This window comes from Psychrobacillus sp. FSL W7-1493, from assembly GCF_038004905.1.
Classification (GTDB): domain Bacteria; phylum Bacillota; class Bacilli; order Bacillales_A; family Planococcaceae; genus Psychrobacillus.
Window position 1 is genome coordinate 455,155 of sequence record NZ_JBBOSB010000001.1, and the last position, 19,432, is coordinate 474,586.

The following is a 19,432-nucleotide window of genomic DNA, read 5'->3' on the forward strand; positions in this document are numbered from 1 at the left end:
GGATTGTCATGATTAGTCTATATTCAAGTATTCCTTAAGTTCATTTTCTAGAAATGGTTGAGCGTTTAGCATTTCTTTGAATTGTTCATAGCCTTCTATTTGTTCATGGGTTGGCTTTCCACCTGTTTTATAGGCACGTATTAAAATATTTTTAGGCGTATTTTCAATATCTATAAACTCCACTAATTGGGCCTCGTAGCCTACCAGATTCAATATTTCGGCACGTATTGAATCTGTAGCAAGTGCTGAAAAACGTTCTTTAATTAATCCATGCTTCAGCATAATGTTTAACCCAGGGGCATCAAGCTGTCTATTTAACTCGTGCTGACAGCAAGGCACACTTAAAATGACGCTAGCATTCCACTTAACCGCTCGGGCAAGTGCCATATCAGTTGCAACATCACAAGCATGTAAGGTAACAACCATGTCTACGGCAGTTTCGTCGTTATAATCATTAATATCTCCCACTAAAAATTCCAAATCGTCATAGTCTAGATCTTTAGCGATTTGCGAACATTCTTCAATTACTTCCTTTTTTAAGTCAAGTCCCGTAACACGAATGTCTAATCCCTTTTCAATTTTTAAATAGTGATAAAGGGCAAACGTTAAATAGGATTTACCAGAGCCAAAATCTAAAATGCGAACGGTTTTATCCTTTGGTAAATAAGCCAAAGTATCATCTATAAACTCAATAAAACGATTAATTTGTTTAAATTTATCGTACTTTTGTTTTTTTACTTTTCCTTCAGAAGTTTGAACTCCTAATCGGATTAAAAAAGGATAAGGTGTATGCTCGTCTAACAAGTAGTTTTTTTTACGATTATGAGATAAATCCACTTGTTTCAATGAAGTGTTTTTTTCAGTTTTATACATCACTTTATTTTTCTTAGAAAGTTGTATTTGAATCTTTTCCTCAATAAAATCAACGTGAATTTGGCGAAAGTCATCCAGTAACTTTTCCCATGCTGAAGAGAATTCTTCTATTCGAATATTTTCGTGCTTTAAAATACGTTCGTATTGGTATTCTAATTGGATGTGGTACATATTTTTTATTTCAATAGGCTTTAGTTTGATGCGCTTTATTTCATTAGATTTAGCCCTTGGTTGGCTTATTGTTGCTTGAATCAGCTGTTTAGATAAGATTTGCTTTAATACGTTGTCTTTCATTTCGTTGAATTCCATATAATCGCCTTCTTTTTCGTAAGATACTTGAAATTAGTGTATCACAACGACATATTTCATAGATAGATTAGCTATCGTGTAAGAAGAGATAAAACGTCTATATACCTTTTATACTATCAGAATTTTATGATAATATAATTGGTGAGTAGTCAATCGAAAGGGGAGATTGGGTTGTTAAATGAAAAAACAATTGGGGAGATAGTAAAGGAAGCCGCAAGTAAGTTTCCTGACAAAGAGGCTTATGTGTACCCTGAGCATGGGATTCGTAAAACATATAAAGAGTTTGATATGGAAACTGACGAGCTTGCTAAAGCATTTATTGGCATGGGTGTTCAAAAAGGAGAACATATTGCCATTTGGTCAGACAATAAAAGGGAATGGCTATTAAGCCAATTTGCAACTGGAAAAATGGGAGCAGTTTTAGTAACGGTTAATACAAACTATCAGGAAAAAGAACTGGAATATCTATTACAGCAATCAGATGCTACTACTCTTATTTTATGTGAATCCTTTAAAACTACTTCTTATCTCGACATTATTCGTGCAATTTGCCCTCAAATAAATACAGCAGAAAAAGGGAATATTCAATCTGAAAAACTTCCCTATTTAAAACGAGTGATTGTAATGAGTGAAAATGACTACCCAGGAATTTATAAATGGTCAGAGTTCGTTGAATTTGCAAAAAGAGTATCTGATGAGACTTTAGAAGATGCGATGAAAGAGACTCATAATGATGAAGTCATTAATATTCAATATACTTCTGGAACGACTGGATTTCCAAAGGGAGTAATGCTTTCCCATAAAAATATAGTTAACAATGGTCAGCTTGTAGGAGACTACATTCATCTAACTGAACATGATCGTCTTTGTATACCTGTACCCTTCTTTCATTGCTTCGGTTGTGTCATGGGAACAATTGCTTCAGTAACACATGGGACCACAATGGTAATCATTGAACAATTTGATGCAGGGAAAGTGTTGAAAATAGTGCAGGATGAGAAATGTACTGCTTTACACGGGGTACCAACCATGTTCATCGCTGAATTAAATCATCCAAATTTTAAGCAATTTGATTTATCTACTTTACGTACTGGAATTATGGCTGGTTCTATTTGTCCGATAGAAGTTATGAAGAAAGTGATGGAAGACATGGGTGCAACTGAAATTACCATTGCCTATGGACAAACTGAATCCTCGCCAGTTATTACGCAAACTAAAACAGATGATTCAATTGAAAAAAGAGTGTCCTCAGTTGGGAAGGCTCATCCAGGAGTAGAAGTGAAAATAATAGATCCGGCAACAGGAGAAGATACCCCTGCAGGAGTACCAGGGGAACTATGTACAAGAGGATATTTAGTGATGAAAGGCTACTATAAAAATGAAGAAGCAACAAAATCGACAATAGATGACAACGGCTGGCTCCACACTGGCGATATTGCCGTAATGGATGACGAAGGCTATATCGATATAACCGGAAGAATCAAGGATATGGTAATTCGAGGTGGTGAGAATATTTATCCGAAAGAAGTAGAAGAATTTCTTTATCAGCATCCAGCTATTCAAGACGTACAGGTTGTAGGTGTCCCAGACCCGAAATACGGAGAAGAGCTAATGGCTTGGGTAATTCTAAAAACAGGAGAAAGCCTAACGTCAGATGATTTGAAGGAATTCTGTAAAGGGAAAATATCTTATCATAAAATACCAAGATATATTGAATTCATCGATGCATACCCAATGACAGCATCAGGGAAGATACAGAAATTCTTACTGAGAGAAATGTCAAAAGAGAAAATAGAAGCATAGACATATTTCCTGGGAAATCGACACCAAGAAAAGCGCAAGCGCCTATCTCTGCCCCGACAGGCAAATGGGAAAATGCGAGGAGGCAGCTCTTCAGCCACCGCAGTATTTTCCCATTTGACCCCGAGGGGCAAGGCGCTGAAGCTAGCCACCAAGAAAAGCGCAAGCGCCTATCTCTGCCCCGACAGGCAAATGGGAAAATGCGAGGAGGCAGCTGTTCAGCCACCGCAGTATTTTCCCATTTGATCCGAGGGGCAAGGCGCTGAAGCTAGCCACCAAGAAAAGCGCAAGCGCCTATCCCTGCCCCGACAGGCAACTGGGGAAAAGTGAGGACCGTTCATGTTTCCTAGAGTGAGTATTAGCTGTGATTTGAGCTTACACAGGATTTAAGCACCGAGGTAATAATCGGTGCTTTTTTCAGTTTTCCTGTATACTTAATCTAATAAAAGGATAATTTTGAGATAAGAGGTGAATGTATGTTTTTAGACCATATTGTTCATTTTGTGAATAAAAAACCTATAGAAGTGGCCGGAGATTGGCAACAGCAAGGAATTAATGCCGTGGTTGGTGGACAGCATTTAAACTGGGGGACGTATAATGCGCTTCTTTATACGGTAAATAGTTATGTAGAATGGTTAGCGATGGAAGAGGAACAAGTAGCTAGGCGTGTAGTACACCCTTTAGTAGAATTAATGCTCCATGATTTAAATGAAGGTCCAGGTTTTGGAACGATTTGCATTAGAGCAAATGATTTGGAAGTACTTAGAAAAGACTTAGAAAATAAAGGTATAGAAACAACAGGAGTATTGTATGCTGAAAGAAAGACAGCTGCTGGATCTTTACGTAAATGGAAAATGCTATTTATTAAAGAAGAAGTTAGTGACAGCTTACCTGCGCCATTTTTTATAGAGTGGGAAGAAACGGATGATGAAAGATATGAGTTGCTTCAGAAGGAGGGAACAGTGAACAATAGTAACCTCCAACTCAACATTGAGAGCTGTGAGTTTCATGTAGAAAATCCAAGGGAAGTAATAGAGAAATGGACTAGCTATCTGAATGTTACTTACAATCATCAAACGTTATTCTTACCCAATACAAATTTAATATTTAAACAGCTGAAACAAGGGACTAAAGAAAGGCTTGTTAGTGTGCAAATTAAAGGCCTCCCTAACCAAGAAGCTATTGTTTACGAACAAGGAGTATATCGTTTCGATTAAGAGGAGGATTTTATAATGGAACAGTTAGATGAAAGAGCGATTGTAGTTGCAGTTAAGCTGCAAAAAGATGAGCATTTCGAATATGAATTAGAGGAGCTTATTAATTTAGCTGCAGCTTTAGAGGTGGAGGTTGTTGGTGAAATCACTCAAAATTTAGAGCGAGTGACATCTTCTCATTATGTAGGAACAGGTAAAGTAGAGGAGATAAAAAATCTCTTCGATGCTACAGATGCAAATCTCGTTATATTTAACGATGAACTTTCTCCATCTCAAATAAGAAACCTAGAGCGAGATTTAGAATGCAAGGTAATAGATCGTACTATGCTAATTTTAGACATTTTTGCAAGACGCGCAAAATCCAATGAGGCACAAATGCAAGTGGAACTAGCACAACTTCAATATATGCTACCGAGACTTGTCGGACTGCGAGCCTCCCTTGGTCGTCAGGGTGGTAGTACGGGCGGGGGAGTTAGTAACCGTGGTGCTGGGGAAACAAAGCTAGAACTGGATCGTCGTAAAATTGAAGACCAAATAGCAAAGCTGAAGAGAGAGCTAGAACTAGTTAAGGATCAAAGGGAAACGCAAAGAAAACAACGTAAAAAAAATAATATACCTGTTGTTTCTCTAGTTGGCTATACCAATGCCGGAAAGTCTACGATTATGAACCAACTGCTTCAAAAGATTGGACAAGAACAATCGAAGCAAGTATTTGAGAAAGACATGCTCTTTGCTACATTGGAAACTTCCGTCCGTCAAATTAAACTACCAGACCAAAAGGAATTCCTATTAACTGATACAGTAGGATTTGTCAGTAAACTACCCCATCATCTAGTGAAGGCATTCCGATCAACACTTGAGGAAGCAAGGGACGCTAATCTACTATTACATGTGGTAGACGTTTCTAATGATGAACACCGCTATATGATGGATGTGACGAATGAAACTCTACTTGAAGTGGGAGTAAAGGACGTTCCAACAATTTTTGTTTACAATAAATCGGATTTAGCAGACATGATGTACCCACACGTTGCAGGAAGTAATATCTGGATATCTGCAAAAGATGGGAAAGGTTTAGATGAACTGTTAGATATTATTAAAAAGTATATATTCTCTGACTATGTTCAGTGCGATCTGCTAATTCCATTTGATCGAGGAGATATCGTTTCATATCTTAATGAGAAAGCCACAGTTAAGTCGACCTCATATGAGGAAGAAGGAACGCTAGTGCACGTGGAATTAAAAAAATCAGATTATGATCGTTTAGAGGGATTTGTGTATCACCCATAAAAATAAGAAGCTCCGAAAAATTTTCGGAGCTTCTTTTTTATACTGTTTTTTCAAATTAGCTAAGTATATTTTAGTTTAAACTTGTTGAAACTGTATGTTATGAAGTCTTGCAAAAATACCTTCTTTAGCCACAAGCTCGTTGTATGATCCATCTTCGGCAATTCCGTCCTCAGTTACTACAATTACCCGGTCCGCGTCTCTAATTGTTGCTAAGCGGTGTGCAATTATAAGAGTAGTACGATCCTCTGCTAGCTCCATTAGTGATTGCTGGATAATTTTTTCTGTTTCTGTATCGAGAGCAGAAGTTGCCTCATCCAAAATGAGAATAGGCGGATTCTTTAAAAACATTCGAGCTATTGCCAGTCTTTGTTTTTGTCCACCTGACAATTTTAGTCCACGTTCACCTATTTGTGTATCATATCCGGCTGGTAAGGAAGCGATTAAGCTCTCTAAATGTGCTTTCTTAGCTGCACTTCTAATCTCCTCTTCCGTAGCATCCTTTTTTCCATAAGCAATATTTTCTCGAATGGTGCCGGTAAACAAAAATACATCCTGTTGTACTATTCCGATTTGTGAGCGGAGTGATTGAAGAGATAAATCTTGTATATTGATCCCATCAACAGAAATTGCCCCGTCACTGACATCGTAAAAACGAGGTATTAAGGAACAAATGGTTGTTTTCCCTGCCCCGGAAGGACCAACAAATGCTACTGTTTCACCAGCACGTATGGAAAGGTTAATATCCTTTAACACAGTTTTATGCTCATCGTATTGGAAGCTAACATGACTAAAGGAAATATTACCGTTTAAATGATTTACTTGAATTGCATTCGGTTTATCTTCTATTTCCGGCTCTTGCTCCACTAATTCTAAGAAGCGCTTAAATCCAGCCATTCCTTTAGGATATAATTCCAATAAAGCGGTAATTTTATCCACTGGCTTAATTAGTACATTTACATATAAAATAAAACTTACTAGCTCTCCATAAGTTATGTAGTTTTGAAAAGAGAACCATGCTCCTACTACCAGGACAACTAAAGTTACTAGCCTTGTCATCATATAGATGGTAGAATGAGTACCTGCCATGACTTTGTAAGCTTTTAGTTTCGCTATTCGGAATTGTGAATTATCTTCCTTGAATCTTGAAATTTCAAAATTTTCATTTGTAAAGGATTGGACAACTCGTACTCCGGAAACGCTGTCTTCTACTCTTGCATTGACGTCAGCGATTTTCCCGTACATATTTTTCCAAGCTTTATTCATCATGATATTCCCATAGGTTGCTACAATAGATAAAAATGGAACCATTATAATAGCAATAATAGCCAACTCGGGATTAATGTTGAACATAATAGTGAAGGTACCTATAATAGTCATTATGGCAATAAATAGGTCCTCGGGTCCATGATGTGCTAGTTCTCCGATATCAAACAGGTCATTTGTGATTCTACTCATAATGTGGCCCGTTTTCGTGTTATCAAAAAACCGGAATGATTGTCGTTGGACATGGTTAAATAGTTTTTGTCTCATATCCGTCTCAATGTTAATACCTAACTTGTGCCCCAAGTAGCTCACGATATATTGGAGTACAGTACTAATAATATAGACGAATAAGAGAACTATACCTACACGCACGATTGTTTCCCAATTTCCTGAGGGCAGAAGGTCATCGATAAACCATTGCACAGCTACTGGGAATGCTAGTTCTAAAATTGCAACAAAAACGGCACTGCTAAAATCAATAATAAATAATCGTTTATGTGGTTTGTAAAATGAAAAAAATTTCTTGAGCATTTCGTATCCCCTTTTCATTATCATAACGACTATTATAACGAATAATTTCAGTTGTCGAAATATTATAATGTTTCTTTTTTGAAAGAATAGGAAATATTTTAATTATTATTTTGTAGAAATGAGGCGTAATTAGATGTTATCGAAAGAAGAAATAGTAAAATCCGTACCACAAACAGGATTTTTTGGACAGCCGAAAGGTCTTCTATCCTTGTTCTTTACGGAGTTTTGGGAGCGTTTTTCATACTACGGTATGCGCGCAATTTTAATCTATTATATGTATTACGAAGTGACTCAAGGCGGTTTAGGGCTAGAACGATCAACAGCGAACTCTATTATGGCTGTTTATGGTTCCTTAGTTTATATGTCTGGGATTATTGGTGGTTGGATAGCCGATAGACTATTCGGTACTACAAGAACAGTGTTCTATGGCGGAGTATTAATTATGATCGGTCATATTGTACTGGCATTCCCAGGTGGTTTAACTACCTTATTCATATCCATGGCATTTATCATTATTGGTACTGGTTTATTAAAGTCTAATATTTCTACTATTGTCGGTGATTTATATTCCGCTGAGGATGCTCGTAGAGATTCAGGTTTCAGTATTTTCTATATGGGTATTAATATGGGAGCTTTCATTGCACCATTAATCGTTGGGACAATCGGCTTAGAGTATAACTTCCATTTAGGATTTGGTTTGGCAGCTGTAGGTATGGCAATAGGTTTAGTAGTCTTTTTACTAACTAAGAAAAAATATTTAGGCTTGGCAGGATCTTATGTACCAAATCCGCTTACTAAAGAAGGAAAGAAAAAATTCTTTACGAGATTAGTAATAGCCGTAGTAATTATTGCAGCACTTGGTTTTTATCTGATTCAAGCTGGTATTATGACGATTAACGTTTTCACTATGACTATCTCCATACTTGGTATTTTAATCCCAACTCTATACTTCATTATTATGTATAGAAGTGATAAGTCAACGGAAGATGAAAAGTCTCGTTTACTTGCTTACATTCCACTTTTCGTAGCAGCTATGATGTTCTGGGCAATTCAAGAGCAAGGTTCTAACATTTTAGCTCAATATGCAGATGAGCGTGTAGATCTAACTCTTGGGTCATTTGAAATTTCACCTGCGTGGTTCCAATCGTTGAATCCATTATTTATCATCGCCCTTGCTCCTGTCTTTGCATGGTTATGGGTGAAACTTGGGAATAGACAACCGTCAACTCCTCGTAAATTTGCATATGGGTTATTCTTTGCGGGTCTGTCCTTTGTAGTAATGATTTTCCCTGCTTACTTTAATGGTACTGATACGTTAGCTAATCCTATGTGGCTTGTTCTAAGCTTTTTCTTAGTAGTACTTGGTGAGTTACTTCTTTCACCAGTTGGTTTGTCTGCAACTACAAAGTTAGCTCCAGCTGCTTTTGCTGCACAAACGATGAGTTTATGGTTTATGACAAATGCCTCGGCACAAGCAATTAATGCGCAGGTTGTAAAATTGTACAAGCCAGAAACAGAAATTATGTACTTTGGAGTAATAGGTGCAATTGCAATAGGGTTAGGGGTAATTCTTTATCTAATGACACCGGTCATCCAAAAATACATGCGTGGTATTCGTTAATTTGTAAAAAAAGTGAAACCTTTCAATAATTTGTTCGTATGTTAAGTGTGAAACAAAGAAGGGATGGGACTAACATGAAGAAATGGAAAATGCTATTAGTGGCTACTACGATGACTTTTGCATTAGCTGCTTGTAACGACACTGCTACGCCGGCTAATAAGGAAGTAAAAGAAACTACTGATATGACTTTGGAAGAAGTATATAACAAATCATTGGCGGTATCAGAAGAACTGTCAAGTGTTTCTGCTAAAGTGAATCTACATCAAAAAATGAATATACCAAGTGAAGAAGCAAACGTAGAGCTTAAGGCTGACATGGATATGGATGTAGTTATTGAACCAATGCAAATGTACCAAAAAGGAACAACTTCTATGAAAACAGAAGATGGATCAATGGACGAGTCGATGGAAACAGAGATGTACTTCAATGGAACTGAGTTCTATATGTATGAGGGAACAGGGAAGCAGTGGATGAAGCTACCAACAGATGCACTGGGTGACGTCATGGCACAAACTAGCTCAGCTAATCCTGCTAGCTCGCTTGCTGAACTTGAAGACTATATTAAAGACTTTAAGTTTGAACAAGATGACAAAAATTATATTTTGACACTTGATGCATCAGGTGACAAATTTAATGAATTAGTACAAGCTCAAATAGATGAAACGCTTCAAAGCATGGCACAGGCTGGAGAAGACGTACAACTAGATGTGAAAATTAATTCAATCAGTTACTTAATTCATATTGATAAAGAGAGCTTCCAAACTACTAAGGTTGATGTTACTGTAGATATGGATATGGAGGCAGAAGGCGAATCTATTAATATGAATCAAGATATGAAGACAGATTTCTCTAACTTTAATGGAGTAGAAAAAATTGAAATTCCTCAAGAAGTTATTGATAGTGCGATAACTATATAAAAATGAGTAAAGCCTGCCTATAATTGTTGGATAATTCAACATTTATAGGCAGGCTTTTTATATTTCCTTCAAGCCCTTTAGTTTTTTAAAAGTTTTCTTAATAAAGTAATGTTAGGAAACATTAAATTTAGGGAACACTAAAAGGGGAAAATTATTTAATAAAAGGAAGGTTAGCATGCTAACCTCTTTGACTTGGCTTATGTAAGGAGGCAATATCAATGTATGACTGTATTATTATCGGAGGCGGCCCCGCAGGCTTGGGTGCTAGTTTAACTTTAGGAAGAGCACGAAGAAAAATTGCCTTATTCGACGATGGGACAAATCGTAATAGAGTAACTCATGAATCACACGGCTTTATAACAAGAGATGGCATAAAACCACATGAATTCAAAGGGATTGGGCTAAGTGAATTAAAAAATTACCCGAATGTAAGTTACTTTAATAAGACCATTATTGAAGTAAGGAGAGAGAAAGAGGAAGGTAATTTTATCGTAAAAACAAGAGACAATAATGAATATGTTACCGAAAAATTATTGCTTGCAACAGGTATTCAAGAAGTGTTTCCGATTGAAAGTATTCGGAAGTTCTATGGAAAAAGCCTCTTTAGTTGTCCTTATTGTGATGGGTGGGAGTTACGGGATAAGCCACTTCTGATTCTAGCTGAAAAGGAAGAACACATCCTACATATGGTTAAACTCATTTATAATTGGTCAAATGACCTGTTGGTGCTAACTAATGGAAATAACTTATCAGAGGAAGGTATGCGCGAGCTTGCCAAGCATAATATTGAAATAAAAAATGATCGAATAGAGGAACTTGTGGGTGAAGAGGGTTATCTCAAAGAGGTAAAGTTGGCGTCCGGTGAGATTATTAATAGAACTCTTGGATTTGTTGCTCCCACGTATTATCGCCCAAACTACTTTGCTGAGAAATTAGGGTGTGAAATAGATGAGAAAGGAAGAGTGATGACTGATCCACGTTGTCGAACAACACAAAAAAATGTATATGTTGCTGGAGAATCTAGAAAGCCTATACCTTCATCTCTTTTGATTGCAGCTGCAGATGGAAATAAGGCGGCAGTCTCCATTAACACAGATTTGACAGAGGAACGATTCTAGTTTTTTTTATAAATGCATCTTTGACTCATTAAAATCTGTCTATTCCCCTAATCGATTATCCTTAAAAGCAGAGGTTGCTTAGAACCTCTGCCCCCTCTCTAATATTAGCTTATGGATTTATATCATTCGCTAATTCTTTGTACTTGTAAGCTATCTGGCTTATAATTTTTATAACAAATAGGAGGGATTCTGTGAAAAAATGGTTTTATCCACTAGGACTTGTTACATTACTAGGGTTTACAATGCTGTTTTTGAATATAGCTAAAGATGAAGTAGTGTCGTTAGATCAAAAAATGGGCAACCTTTTTGAAGGTAATTCATTCATCACAGCATTTCACTATTTTGGTGATACAAAATTTATTTTACTTATTGCGTTATTAATTATTTTATTATTATGGATACGTTCTCATAATTATCGAGGCATGCTATTTGTTTTATTTACGGTTGGGGTAGGGAATGCCTTGAACCAGCTACTTAAAAGAGTGATCCAACGAGAACGTCCTGACGTCCCTTCCCAATTAGAAACTTTTAGTTTCCCCTCTGGTCATGCGATGGTTGGCCTGCTCTATTTGTTTACAATTGCTTATTTAGCTACTGAGCATCAGACTAATAGAAAAGTCACCGTAACCATTTGGTTGGGGGCCATATTCATGTCCATCATGATAGGACTTTCTCGAATAGCAGAATCTCGCCACTATGCGTCCGATGTGTTTGCTGGATGGATGGTTGGGTATACATGGTTTGTATTGGTGGCTCTGTGGTACGAATATAGAAAGCGTAATAGAAAAAATAAAAATAATAGATTATAAATCCTTTCCGATTCGTGGAGAGGATTTTTTGTAAGGAGGAAAGAAAGTGTTTGAGATACCGAACCATTTAATGGATATATGCATAAAAAGAATAGAGGGATCACCGGTTGAAGGTTTTGTAAAAGGTAAAGGACCGAGAAAGCCTACTCTTATGCTAGTGGGAGAAGCACCCGGAGAGAACGAGGCGATACAAGGTCTCCCTTTTGTAGGTAGAGCAGGGGAGGAACTAAAAAAATCGTTAGCTAGTATAGGACTAACAAGAGAAGATGTATATATGACAAGTGCTGTAAGAAGCCGTCCATTTATCTGGAAAGAAAAAAAACAAAGAAACGGCGAGACAGTAAAAAAGAAGTATAATCGCCCTCCTACTCAAAGTGAGATCATAGCCCATGCTCCAATTTTAGATTTTGAACTATTAAATATTTCTCCATTACTAATCGTTACGTTAGGAAATGTGGGATTACAACGCTTACTCGGAAAAAGTGCGACTGTTTCTAAATTACACGGTCAATTATTGCAAAGACCGGTTCAAATTTTAGAGTCTTTAAACTCCACCCAATATACTTGGTCTAGTGAAACCTATACAATTATTCCAACCTATCATCCTGCTTCAGTATTCTATCGTCCTTCCAACAGAGAATTTCTAGAAGAAGATTGGAAAACGATAGGAGATTACATTAAAAAGCAAAGATTTTGACACTTTCTTAAGTTGAAGAAAGTTGCTTAAAGGAAACTTTTTAAGTATAATAAGCTTAAATTAGAGAGAAAGAAGATGGGTCAATGGATGGAAATGTAGTTTTTGCATTATTACTTACTTTATTTGCTGGCCTAGCTACTGGAATAGGGAGCTTATTGTCTTTACTTACTACTAGAACAAACAAAAAGTTCCTATCTGTAGCACTTGGGTTTTCAGCTGGAGTAATGATTTATGTTTCCCTCGTAGAGATATTCGTTAAGGCCAAAGATTCCTTAGTAGAAGAGCTAGGTTCTACTAATGGCTATTGGGTTACCTTAGCTGGTTTCTTCGGCGGGATGTTTTTCATCGCTTTAATAGATAGGTTGATTCCTTCACATGAAAATCCGCATGAAGTAAAAGGTGTTGAGGATATGAAACTCAAACCAGCGAATGCAGAAGATGCTCGTTTAATGAAAATGGGTATGTTTACTGCTCTTGCTATTGGTATTCATAATTTCCCAGAGGGGATTGCAACCTTTGCTTCAGCATTACAGGATCCTAACCTTGGTATAGCAATAGCTATTGCAGTAGCTATTCATAATATTCCAGAGGGGATTGCCGTAGCGGTTCCTATATTTTATGCTACTGGTAGTCGAATGAAAGCATTTAAACTTTCATTCCTATCCGGGCTGGCAGAACCAGTAGGTGCTTTAGTTGCCTTTCTAATATTGATGCCATTTTTAAATGGTGTGATGTTCGGGATAATTTTTGCGGCAGTTGCCGGTATTATGGTATTTATTTCGTTAGATGAGCTATTGCCTGCTGCGAAGAAGTATGATGAAACTCATTCTTCAATGTATGGGGTTGTAGCTGGGATGCTTGTGATGGCTTTAAGTTTAGTATTAATGGCATAAAAAGGCAGTGGAGGTCTCCTCGTGATGAGAGACTTTCACTGCTTTTTATATGAACAGAACGGAGACTCCTATTTAAATAGAGGAAAGCTGAGGTGGGCGTTTTGATACCTCTTTGCTTGGTTTTTGCTTTAAAGAAACAATTCCTGTTTTATTGATAGAGGTTGGTACAAATTCAAAGCTAGGAAAAGAGTCTTTCATATGAGAAATGAACTCCATCTCCTTTCCTTTTTGTACAAGAGACAACAGGGTAGGGCCAGCACCACTAATACAAGTACCGAAAGCACCAGCTTTTTTTGCTGCAATTTTTAGAGCTCTACTATGTGGGATGAGGTCTAGGCGATAAGGCTCATGAAACAAATCCTCTTCCATGTATATACCTGCCTGCTCAAAGGACTGAGAGAGGAAAGCAGCTACCAATAAATTTGCAGAAGCACTAGCCTGTGTCGCGATTGGTCGTGTGTAATGCTCAGGTAAGACATTTCTAGCTAGTTCTGTTTTAAGTTCAAATGAAGGAATAGCTAATACAAAACTAGCATTTATATGGTATGAATGAAAAACGTGAATTTCTCCATAATCAGTACTAGAAGATATAGTAAAGCCTCCAAAAATAGAGGCAGCCGCATTATCAGGATGGCCTTCTATCATTGTAGCTATTTTTAGCTTGTCATGAGCAGTAAGCTGAAGCTCTAGCAATTGATTGGCTACCTCAATTCCAGCAACTACTGCAGACGCACTACTTCCCATACCGCGGGCTAGAGGGATTTCGCTTTTTAATCGTAATGCACAAGCTGGTAGTTCCAGTCCATGCATAGCCGCTGTTTTAGAAGCAGCCTGGACAATCAGATGATCAGCTGGGTCGGAGACAACTGGCAGATTCTCAGTCAAATTTTCGATAGAAAGCTGGGGAGCAAGTTCTACCTCAACTTCTAAATATTTGTCTAATGCAATACCTATTGAGTCAAAGCCAGGACCTAAGTTTGCTGTGCTTGCTGGTATTGAAATAGTCCATGACATTATGCGAGCACCCCCTCTATAAATGCACTTAGTGCAGTTGCGTTACTTTCAATTTTATGTGGTGGTTCTACTTTTACATCAATTGCAGTTTGCGGATCCTTTAACCCATTTCCAGTTAGAATGGCAACGACCTTGCTGCCAGGTTTTATCTTACCTTCCTTGACAGATCTTAAAACTCCAGCGATGGATGCACAGGATGCAGGTTCTGCAAAGATACCCTCTCTACTAGCAATTAACTTATATGCCGCAATCATCTCATCATCAGATACAGCCTCAATAAGTCCTCCTGATTCATCCCTTGCAGCAACGGCATATTCCCAGCTTGCTGGATTACCGATCCGAATGGCTGTGGCAATTGTCTCAGGAAATTCTATAGGTTTGCCTTGAACTATAGCAGCAGCACCCTCTGCTTCAAAACCAAATATTTTGGGTAGTCCAGTTTGCTTTTTGTTGTTATATTCCTTAAACCCCTTCCAATAGGCTGTAATATTTCCGGCATTGCCAACTGGTATTGCTAAATAATCTGGAGCAGCTCCAAGTACATCGCAAATCTCGAAAGATGCAGTTTTTTGTCCTTCTATTCTATAAGGATTTACAGAGTTTACTAGAGTAATCGGGGAAGATTCACTAATAGTACGAACCATATCTAATGCCACATCAAAATTACCTTCTATTTGAATAACTTCAGCTCCATACATATAAGCCTGAGCTAGTTTCCCAGCCGCGACCTTTCCCTCAGGTATGACAATTACTGCACGCATTCCGGCTCTTGCTGCATAGGCAGCCGCAGCCGCTGAAGTGTTACCCGTAGAGGCACAAATTACTGCTTTGCTACCTTCCTCTTTAGCCTTTGCTACTGCGAATACCATTCCTCTATCTTTGAAGGACCCTGTTGGATTTGCTCCTTCTATTTTTGCAAATAATTCGATTCCTAATTCTTCTGATAAATTTTCTAATTTAATAAGAGGGGTGTTCCCCTCTAATAATGTAAGTTTAGGTGTATTTTCTGTAACAGGTAAGAATTCTTTATATTGTTCAATAAGTCCTTGCCAAGCCATGTGGATTTCCGCCCTTCTGTTTTTCTTGAAGAAACATTTGTATTTGTATAAAGGACATTTTACTCTAAATATTTTAAAAAAACAATAAGAAATTTGTATTGTAAGTTACCTAAACAATGAGTATACTAATCATGTAAACTAAAAACATTACATGTGTAAAGACAGGAGTAAAAGATGACTACAACTAAAGAAGAAAAAGTTAGTGTACAAAAGCCATTATCTAAAAATAAATTGCTTGGTATAGCAGGACTGGCATGGATGTTTGATGCAATGGACGTCGGAATTTTATCCTTCGTGATTGCGGCATTAGCTACAGAATGGGCGCTAACTCCAAATGAAATGGGCTGGATAGGAAGTGTTAACTCCATTGGAATGGCAGTAGGTGCTCTTGTATTTGGAGTATTGGCTGATAAGGTCGGTAGAAAGAAGATATTTATGATAACGCTAATCTTGTTCTCAGTTGCAAGTGGTTTATCTGCTCTAACTACCACGTTACTTGCATTTTTAGCTCTACGCTTTCTTGTAGGTATGGGGCTTGGGGGAGAGCTACCTGTTGCATCTACTTTAGTGTCAGAAAGTGTGGAGGCAAAGGAAAGAGGACGAGTAGTTGTCTTACTAGAAAGCTTCTGGGCAGCTGGTTGGATTATTTCCGCATTGATTGCTTACTTTATAATTCCTGACTATGGTTGGAGAGTTGCACTATTAATCACTGCGTTACCTGCATTTTATGCGATCTATTTACGTTTAAAGCTACCTGATTCTCCAAAATATGCTGAAAAAAATACTGAAACTAGATCTATCCTCCAAAATATGAAGGGTGTATGGGCAAAGAAGTATGCAAAAGCAACACTCATGTTATGGATTGTCTGGTTTACTGTCGTATTTTCTTATTACGGGATGTTCTTATGGCTACCGAGTGTGATGGTCATGAAAGGTTTCTCTCTAATCCAAAGCTTTGAGTATGTTCTAATTATGACCTTAGCTCAATTACCTGGTTATTTTTCTGCTGCCTGGCTAATTGAGAAAGCAGGGCGTAAATTTGTTCTTGTTACTTATTTGTTAGGGACTGCAGCTAGTGCTTTTGTATTTGGGTCTGCGGAAACAACAGCAGTCTTGATTGTATCTGGTATGCTGCTGTCCTTCTTTAACTTGGGAGCATGGGGAGCATTGTATGCATACTCACCAGAGCAATATCCAACTGTTATTCGTGCAACAGGATCAGGCATGGCTGCATCTGTTGGACGTATTGGTGGAATACTTGGCCCATTATTAGTAGGTTCTCTAGTGACTGCTGGGTATGAAATTGGATGGATCTTTGGTATCTTCTGTATTGCCATTATCATAGGCGTGATAGCAATTATATTTTTAGGTACGGAAACTAAACAAGTGGAACTAGAATAAGAAGGTAAAAAGCTGCTTCCTATGAGGCAGTTTTTTTATTGTTTAGGAAATTCTTCCTCGCTTTTCCCCATTTGCCTGTCGGGACAGACATAGGCGCTTGCGCTTTTCTTGTTTGTCTCTTGGTTAAAAAATAGTACAATGAAGTTATCACATATAAAGGGGGATATATAAAATGCCAGGCTCAAAACACAAAAAGATACTAATAATTGGGTCTAGTGGAGCAGGTAAGTCTACTTTTTCAAAGCAGCTCGCTAAAAAGTGGGATTTGCCATTGGTTCATTTAGATTCCCTCTATTGGAACGAGGGGTGGGTCCCAGTTTCAAAAGATAAGTTCATAGAAAAGGTAAAAAAGAAGCTAGAAGAGGATCAATGGATTATAGATGGAAACTTCAACTCAACACTTGAGTGGAGAGTGAAGTATGCTGATTTAATCATATTTTTGGATTTCCGGCGAACACTCTGTACATATAGAGTATTAAAACGCGTTTGGAAACACCATGGGAAGACTAGAGATGACATGGCTTCCGGCTGTAATGAGAAGTTGGATTGGGAATTTCTAAAGTTCGTTTGGGGATTTCCAAGTAAAGTCAGGCCTACCATACTTAAGGTGCTGTCTGAAGCTGGTAAGAGCAGGGACATATGCATATTAAGAAATCCTAAGGAACTAAAGACATTTTTAAATACTGCTCCACCAGTAAAATGAAATATATTAGGGGTGTAAAAAATGAAAGAAAAAATATTGAGTGACAGGCAAATAATTGAGTTAATACCTCCCAATGCAGATATCATTCTGCCTTTAACAAATGGAGAACCACATAAGCTTTTGGATATATTAGAAGAAAATGCTCATGACTTAACGAATGTAAAGGTGCATCAACTGTTGGCATTAAAGCATCGTCCTTATATGGAAGGTGCCTATCCTGGAAATTTAAAGCATGTTTCTTACTTTCTAAGTGGAGCAACGCGAAAGGAATTCCATCAAGGTCTAGTCGACTTAGTGCCAAATCACTTTCATGAGATGCCTAGAATTCTAAGGTCATCCACGAATCTTTCGATGGTTATGGCAGTTGCATCTCCTATGGATGAATTTGGGTACTTTTCCTTGGGGACACAGGCAGATATAGTGAGTGAGTTTATTGGAACAGTGCCATTCATATTAGAAGTGAATGAGCATATGCCAAGAACATTTGGTCAAAATCAGGTTCATATTAGTCAAATACTTGGTTATGTAGAAAATAATCGTCCTTTATTAGAAGACGTGGCGCCACCGATCGGAGACAAGGACATAAAAATTGCAGAGTATGTTACTGATATGATTGATAACGGAGATACGTTACAAATTGGAATAGGTTCTATTCCAAATGCAGTTGTAAGCCTACTAAAAAATCATAAGCATTTAGGAATCCACACTGAAATGTTTGTAGATGGAATTGTTGACTTAGTGGAGGCAGGTGCAATTGATGGTACACAGAAATTTACGAACAGAGGAAAAATAGTAGCTACTTTTGCGCATGGATCCAAGAAGTTGTATGACTTTCTAAACAATAATCCATCCGTAGAGTTTTTGCCGGTTAGTGTTGTAAATGATCCACGTGAAATTGCAAAGGAAGAACGAATTGTATCTATTAATGCAACTACTGAGGTAGATCTGTATGGACAATGTGCTTCTGAAACAGTTGCAGGTAAATATTATTCATCTTCAGGTGGACAAGCTGATTTTGCAAGGGGAGTAAGGTTCTCTAAAAAAGGAAAAGGCTTTGTATGTATGACATCAACCGCAAAAAATGACGAGATTTCTCGCATTAAGCTTTCGTTAACACCTGGGTCTATAGTGACTACATCTAAAAATGACATCGATATGATTGTCACCGAATACGGCGTAGCTAGTATGTTCGGCAAGCCGATTTCCAAGCGGGCTGAGCAGCTGATTTCGATTGCTCATCCTAAGTTCCGAGAAGAGCTAACATTTGAAGCGAAAAAGATGGGGCTAATTTTATAATGAAACCAATCGAGCCTACTTTTTTTCATCAACCAACACTAGAGCTTGCAAGGGATTTAATAGGGAAGTACATAATCCATGAGCATACTAGTGGTCTGCTAATTGGGAAAATTGTTGAGACGGAAGCATATATGGGGACAGAGGATCGAGCAGCTCATAGCTTTGGTAATCGCAGAACGAAGAGAACAGAAGTAATGTTCGGGGAGCCAGGACTAATTTATACGTATCAAATGCACACACATACATTGATTAATGTAGTTGCAGCTCCAATGGGTATTCCTCAGGCTATTTTAATACGTGCTGTAGAGCCAATAGAAGGCTTGGAACAAATGAAAGTGAATAGACGTGAGCTTCCAATGAAGCAATGGACAAACGGTCCAGGAAAGCTGACGAAGGCAATGGCTATTACAATGGATTACTATGGTCATCATTGGAGTGAAAAGCCTTTATATATGTCAGAGGGTGAGGTAGCTCCATCCATCTCTACTGGACCACGCATTGGGATAGAAAACAGTGGAGAAGCCGTTCATTATCCTTATCGCTTCTGGGAAACTGACAATCCATATGTATCGAAAATGCGATAGAACAACTAAAATACTGATTGATGGGCGCTCAAAAGTCCTCA

Annotated in this window: 17 protein-coding genes; 13 read left to right on the forward strand and 4 right to left on the reverse strand. The window is 37.9% G+C overall.

Annotation, left to right across the window (positions count from 1 at the left end; all coding sequences use genetic code 11):
* Window positions 1-12 precede the first annotated feature (12 nt).
* A complete protein-coding gene (locus MKX96_RS02335; protein WP_340881694.1) occupies window positions 13-1,182 on the reverse strand; it encodes a class I SAM-dependent methyltransferase in 1,170 nt (389 codons plus the stop codon).
* A gap of 171 nt (window positions 1,183-1,353) precedes the next feature.
* On the opposite strand from MKX96_RS02335, the gene MKX96_RS02340 reads away from it, so the two are divergent.
* The 3 genes from MKX96_RS02340 (at window position 1,354) to hflX (ending at window position 5,486) form a co-directional block, all read left to right on the forward strand.
* The gene (locus MKX96_RS02340) at window positions 1,354-2,985 is read left to right on the forward strand and encodes an AMP-binding protein (RefSeq protein WP_445678173.1); all 1,632 of its coding nucleotides are present in this window, start codon (window positions 1,354-1,356) and stop codon (window positions 2,983-2,985) included.
* 473 nt (window positions 2,986-3,458) lie between these two features.
* Window positions 3,459-4,199 carry a VOC family protein gene (locus tag MKX96_RS02345; RefSeq protein WP_340881695.1) on the forward strand — a complete coding sequence of 247 codons (741 nt, stop codon included), beginning with the start codon at window positions 3,459-3,461 and terminating at the stop codon, window positions 4,197-4,199.
* A 15-nt stretch (window positions 4,200-4,214) separates the two neighbouring features.
* Window positions 4,215-5,486, forward strand: a complete 1,272-nt coding sequence (gene hflX, locus MKX96_RS02350) for a GTPase HflX (protein WP_340881697.1) — start codon at window positions 4,215-4,217, stop codon at window positions 5,484-5,486.
* Between the two features lie 75 nt (window positions 5,487-5,561).
* Here the strand turns inward: hflX and MKX96_RS02355 are convergent, their stop codons facing one another.
* The gene (locus tag MKX96_RS02355; protein ID WP_298467690.1) at window positions 5,562-7,280 is read right to left on the reverse strand and encodes an ABC transporter ATP-binding protein; all 1,719 of its coding nucleotides are present in this window, start codon (window positions 7,278-7,280) and stop codon (window positions 5,562-5,564) included.
* A gap of 133 nt (window positions 7,281-7,413) precedes the next feature.
* Here MKX96_RS02355 and MKX96_RS02360 point away from each other — a divergent pair, with 133 nt between their 5' ends.
* The 6 genes from MKX96_RS02360 to zupT all read left to right on the forward strand — a co-directional run bounded on the left by MKX96_RS02360 (window position 7,414) and on the right by zupT (window position 13,335).
* Complete coding sequence (locus MKX96_RS02360; RefSeq protein WP_340881698.1) at window positions 7,414-8,901, forward strand: peptide MFS transporter; 1,488 nt, start codon at window positions 7,414-7,416, stop codon at window positions 8,899-8,901.
* Between the two features lie 74 nt (window positions 8,902-8,975).
* Window positions 8,976-9,818 carry a DUF6612 family protein gene (locus MKX96_RS02365; RefSeq protein ID WP_340881699.1) on the forward strand — a complete coding sequence of 281 codons (843 nt, stop codon included), beginning with the start codon at window positions 8,976-8,978 and terminating at the stop codon, window positions 9,816-9,818.
* Between the two features lie 212 nt (window positions 9,819-10,030).
* On the forward strand, window positions 10,031-10,936 hold the full coding sequence (locus tag MKX96_RS02370; protein ID WP_340885845.1) for an NAD(P)/FAD-dependent oxidoreductase: 906 nt from the start codon (window positions 10,031-10,033) through the stop codon (window positions 10,934-10,936).
* A 191-nt stretch (window positions 10,937-11,127) separates the two neighbouring features.
* Window positions 11,128-11,745 carry a phosphatase PAP2 family protein gene (locus MKX96_RS02375; protein WP_340881700.1) on the forward strand — a complete coding sequence of 206 codons (618 nt, stop codon included), beginning with the start codon at window positions 11,128-11,130 and terminating at the stop codon, window positions 11,743-11,745.
* A gap of 70 nt (window positions 11,746-11,815) precedes the next feature.
* Window positions 11,816-12,442 carry a uracil-DNA glycosylase gene (locus MKX96_RS02380; protein WP_340885847.1) on the forward strand — a complete coding sequence of 209 codons (627 nt, stop codon included), beginning with the start codon at window positions 11,816-11,818 and terminating at the stop codon, window positions 12,440-12,442.
* An 83-nt stretch (window positions 12,443-12,525) separates the two neighbouring features.
* Window positions 12,526-13,335: a zinc transporter ZupT gene (zupT, locus tag MKX96_RS02385; protein ID WP_169358489.1), complete on the forward strand. Its 810-nt coding sequence runs from the start codon at window positions 12,526-12,528 to the stop codon at window positions 13,333-13,335.
* 72 nt (window positions 13,336-13,407) lie between these two features.
* Here zupT and thrB read toward each other — a convergent pair whose 3' ends face one another.
* Complete coding sequence (gene thrB, locus MKX96_RS02390) at window positions 13,408-14,349, reverse strand: homoserine kinase (RefSeq protein WP_340881702.1); 942 nt, start codon at window positions 14,347-14,349, stop codon at window positions 13,408-13,410.
* Complete coding sequence (gene thrC, locus MKX96_RS02395) at window positions 14,349-15,407, reverse strand: threonine synthase (protein ID WP_340881705.1); 1,059 nt, start codon at window positions 15,405-15,407, stop codon at window positions 14,349-14,351. Before thrC ends, thrB begins: the two co-directional genes overlap by 1 nt.
* Window positions 15,408-15,581: 174 nt before the next feature.
* Here thrC and MKX96_RS02400 point away from each other — a divergent pair, with 174 nt between their 5' ends.
* From MKX96_RS02400 to MKX96_RS02415, 4 genes are all read left to right on the forward strand, one after another.
* Window positions 15,582-16,808 carry an MFS transporter gene (locus MKX96_RS02400; RefSeq protein ID WP_340881707.1) on the forward strand — a complete coding sequence of 409 codons (1,227 nt, stop codon included), beginning with the start codon at window positions 15,582-15,584 and terminating at the stop codon, window positions 16,806-16,808.
* 172 nt (window positions 16,809-16,980) lie between these two features.
* Window positions 16,981-17,511, forward strand: coding sequence for a DNA topology modulation protein (locus MKX96_RS02405; protein ID WP_340881709.1), 531 nt, complete (start codon window positions 16,981-16,983; stop codon window positions 17,509-17,511).
* 21 nt (window positions 17,512-17,532) lie between these two features.
* Window positions 17,533-18,807 carry an acetyl-CoA hydrolase/transferase family protein gene (locus tag MKX96_RS02410; RefSeq protein WP_340881711.1) on the forward strand — a complete coding sequence of 425 codons (1,275 nt, stop codon included), beginning with the start codon at window positions 17,533-17,535 and terminating at the stop codon, window positions 18,805-18,807.
* Complete coding sequence (locus MKX96_RS02415) at window positions 18,804-19,391, forward strand: DNA-3-methyladenine glycosylase (RefSeq protein WP_445678207.1); 588 nt, start codon at window positions 18,804-18,806, stop codon at window positions 19,389-19,391. The genes MKX96_RS02410 and MKX96_RS02415 overlap by 4 nt, the downstream gene beginning before the upstream one ends.
* The last annotated feature ends 41 nt before the right edge of the window (window positions 19,392-19,432 follow it).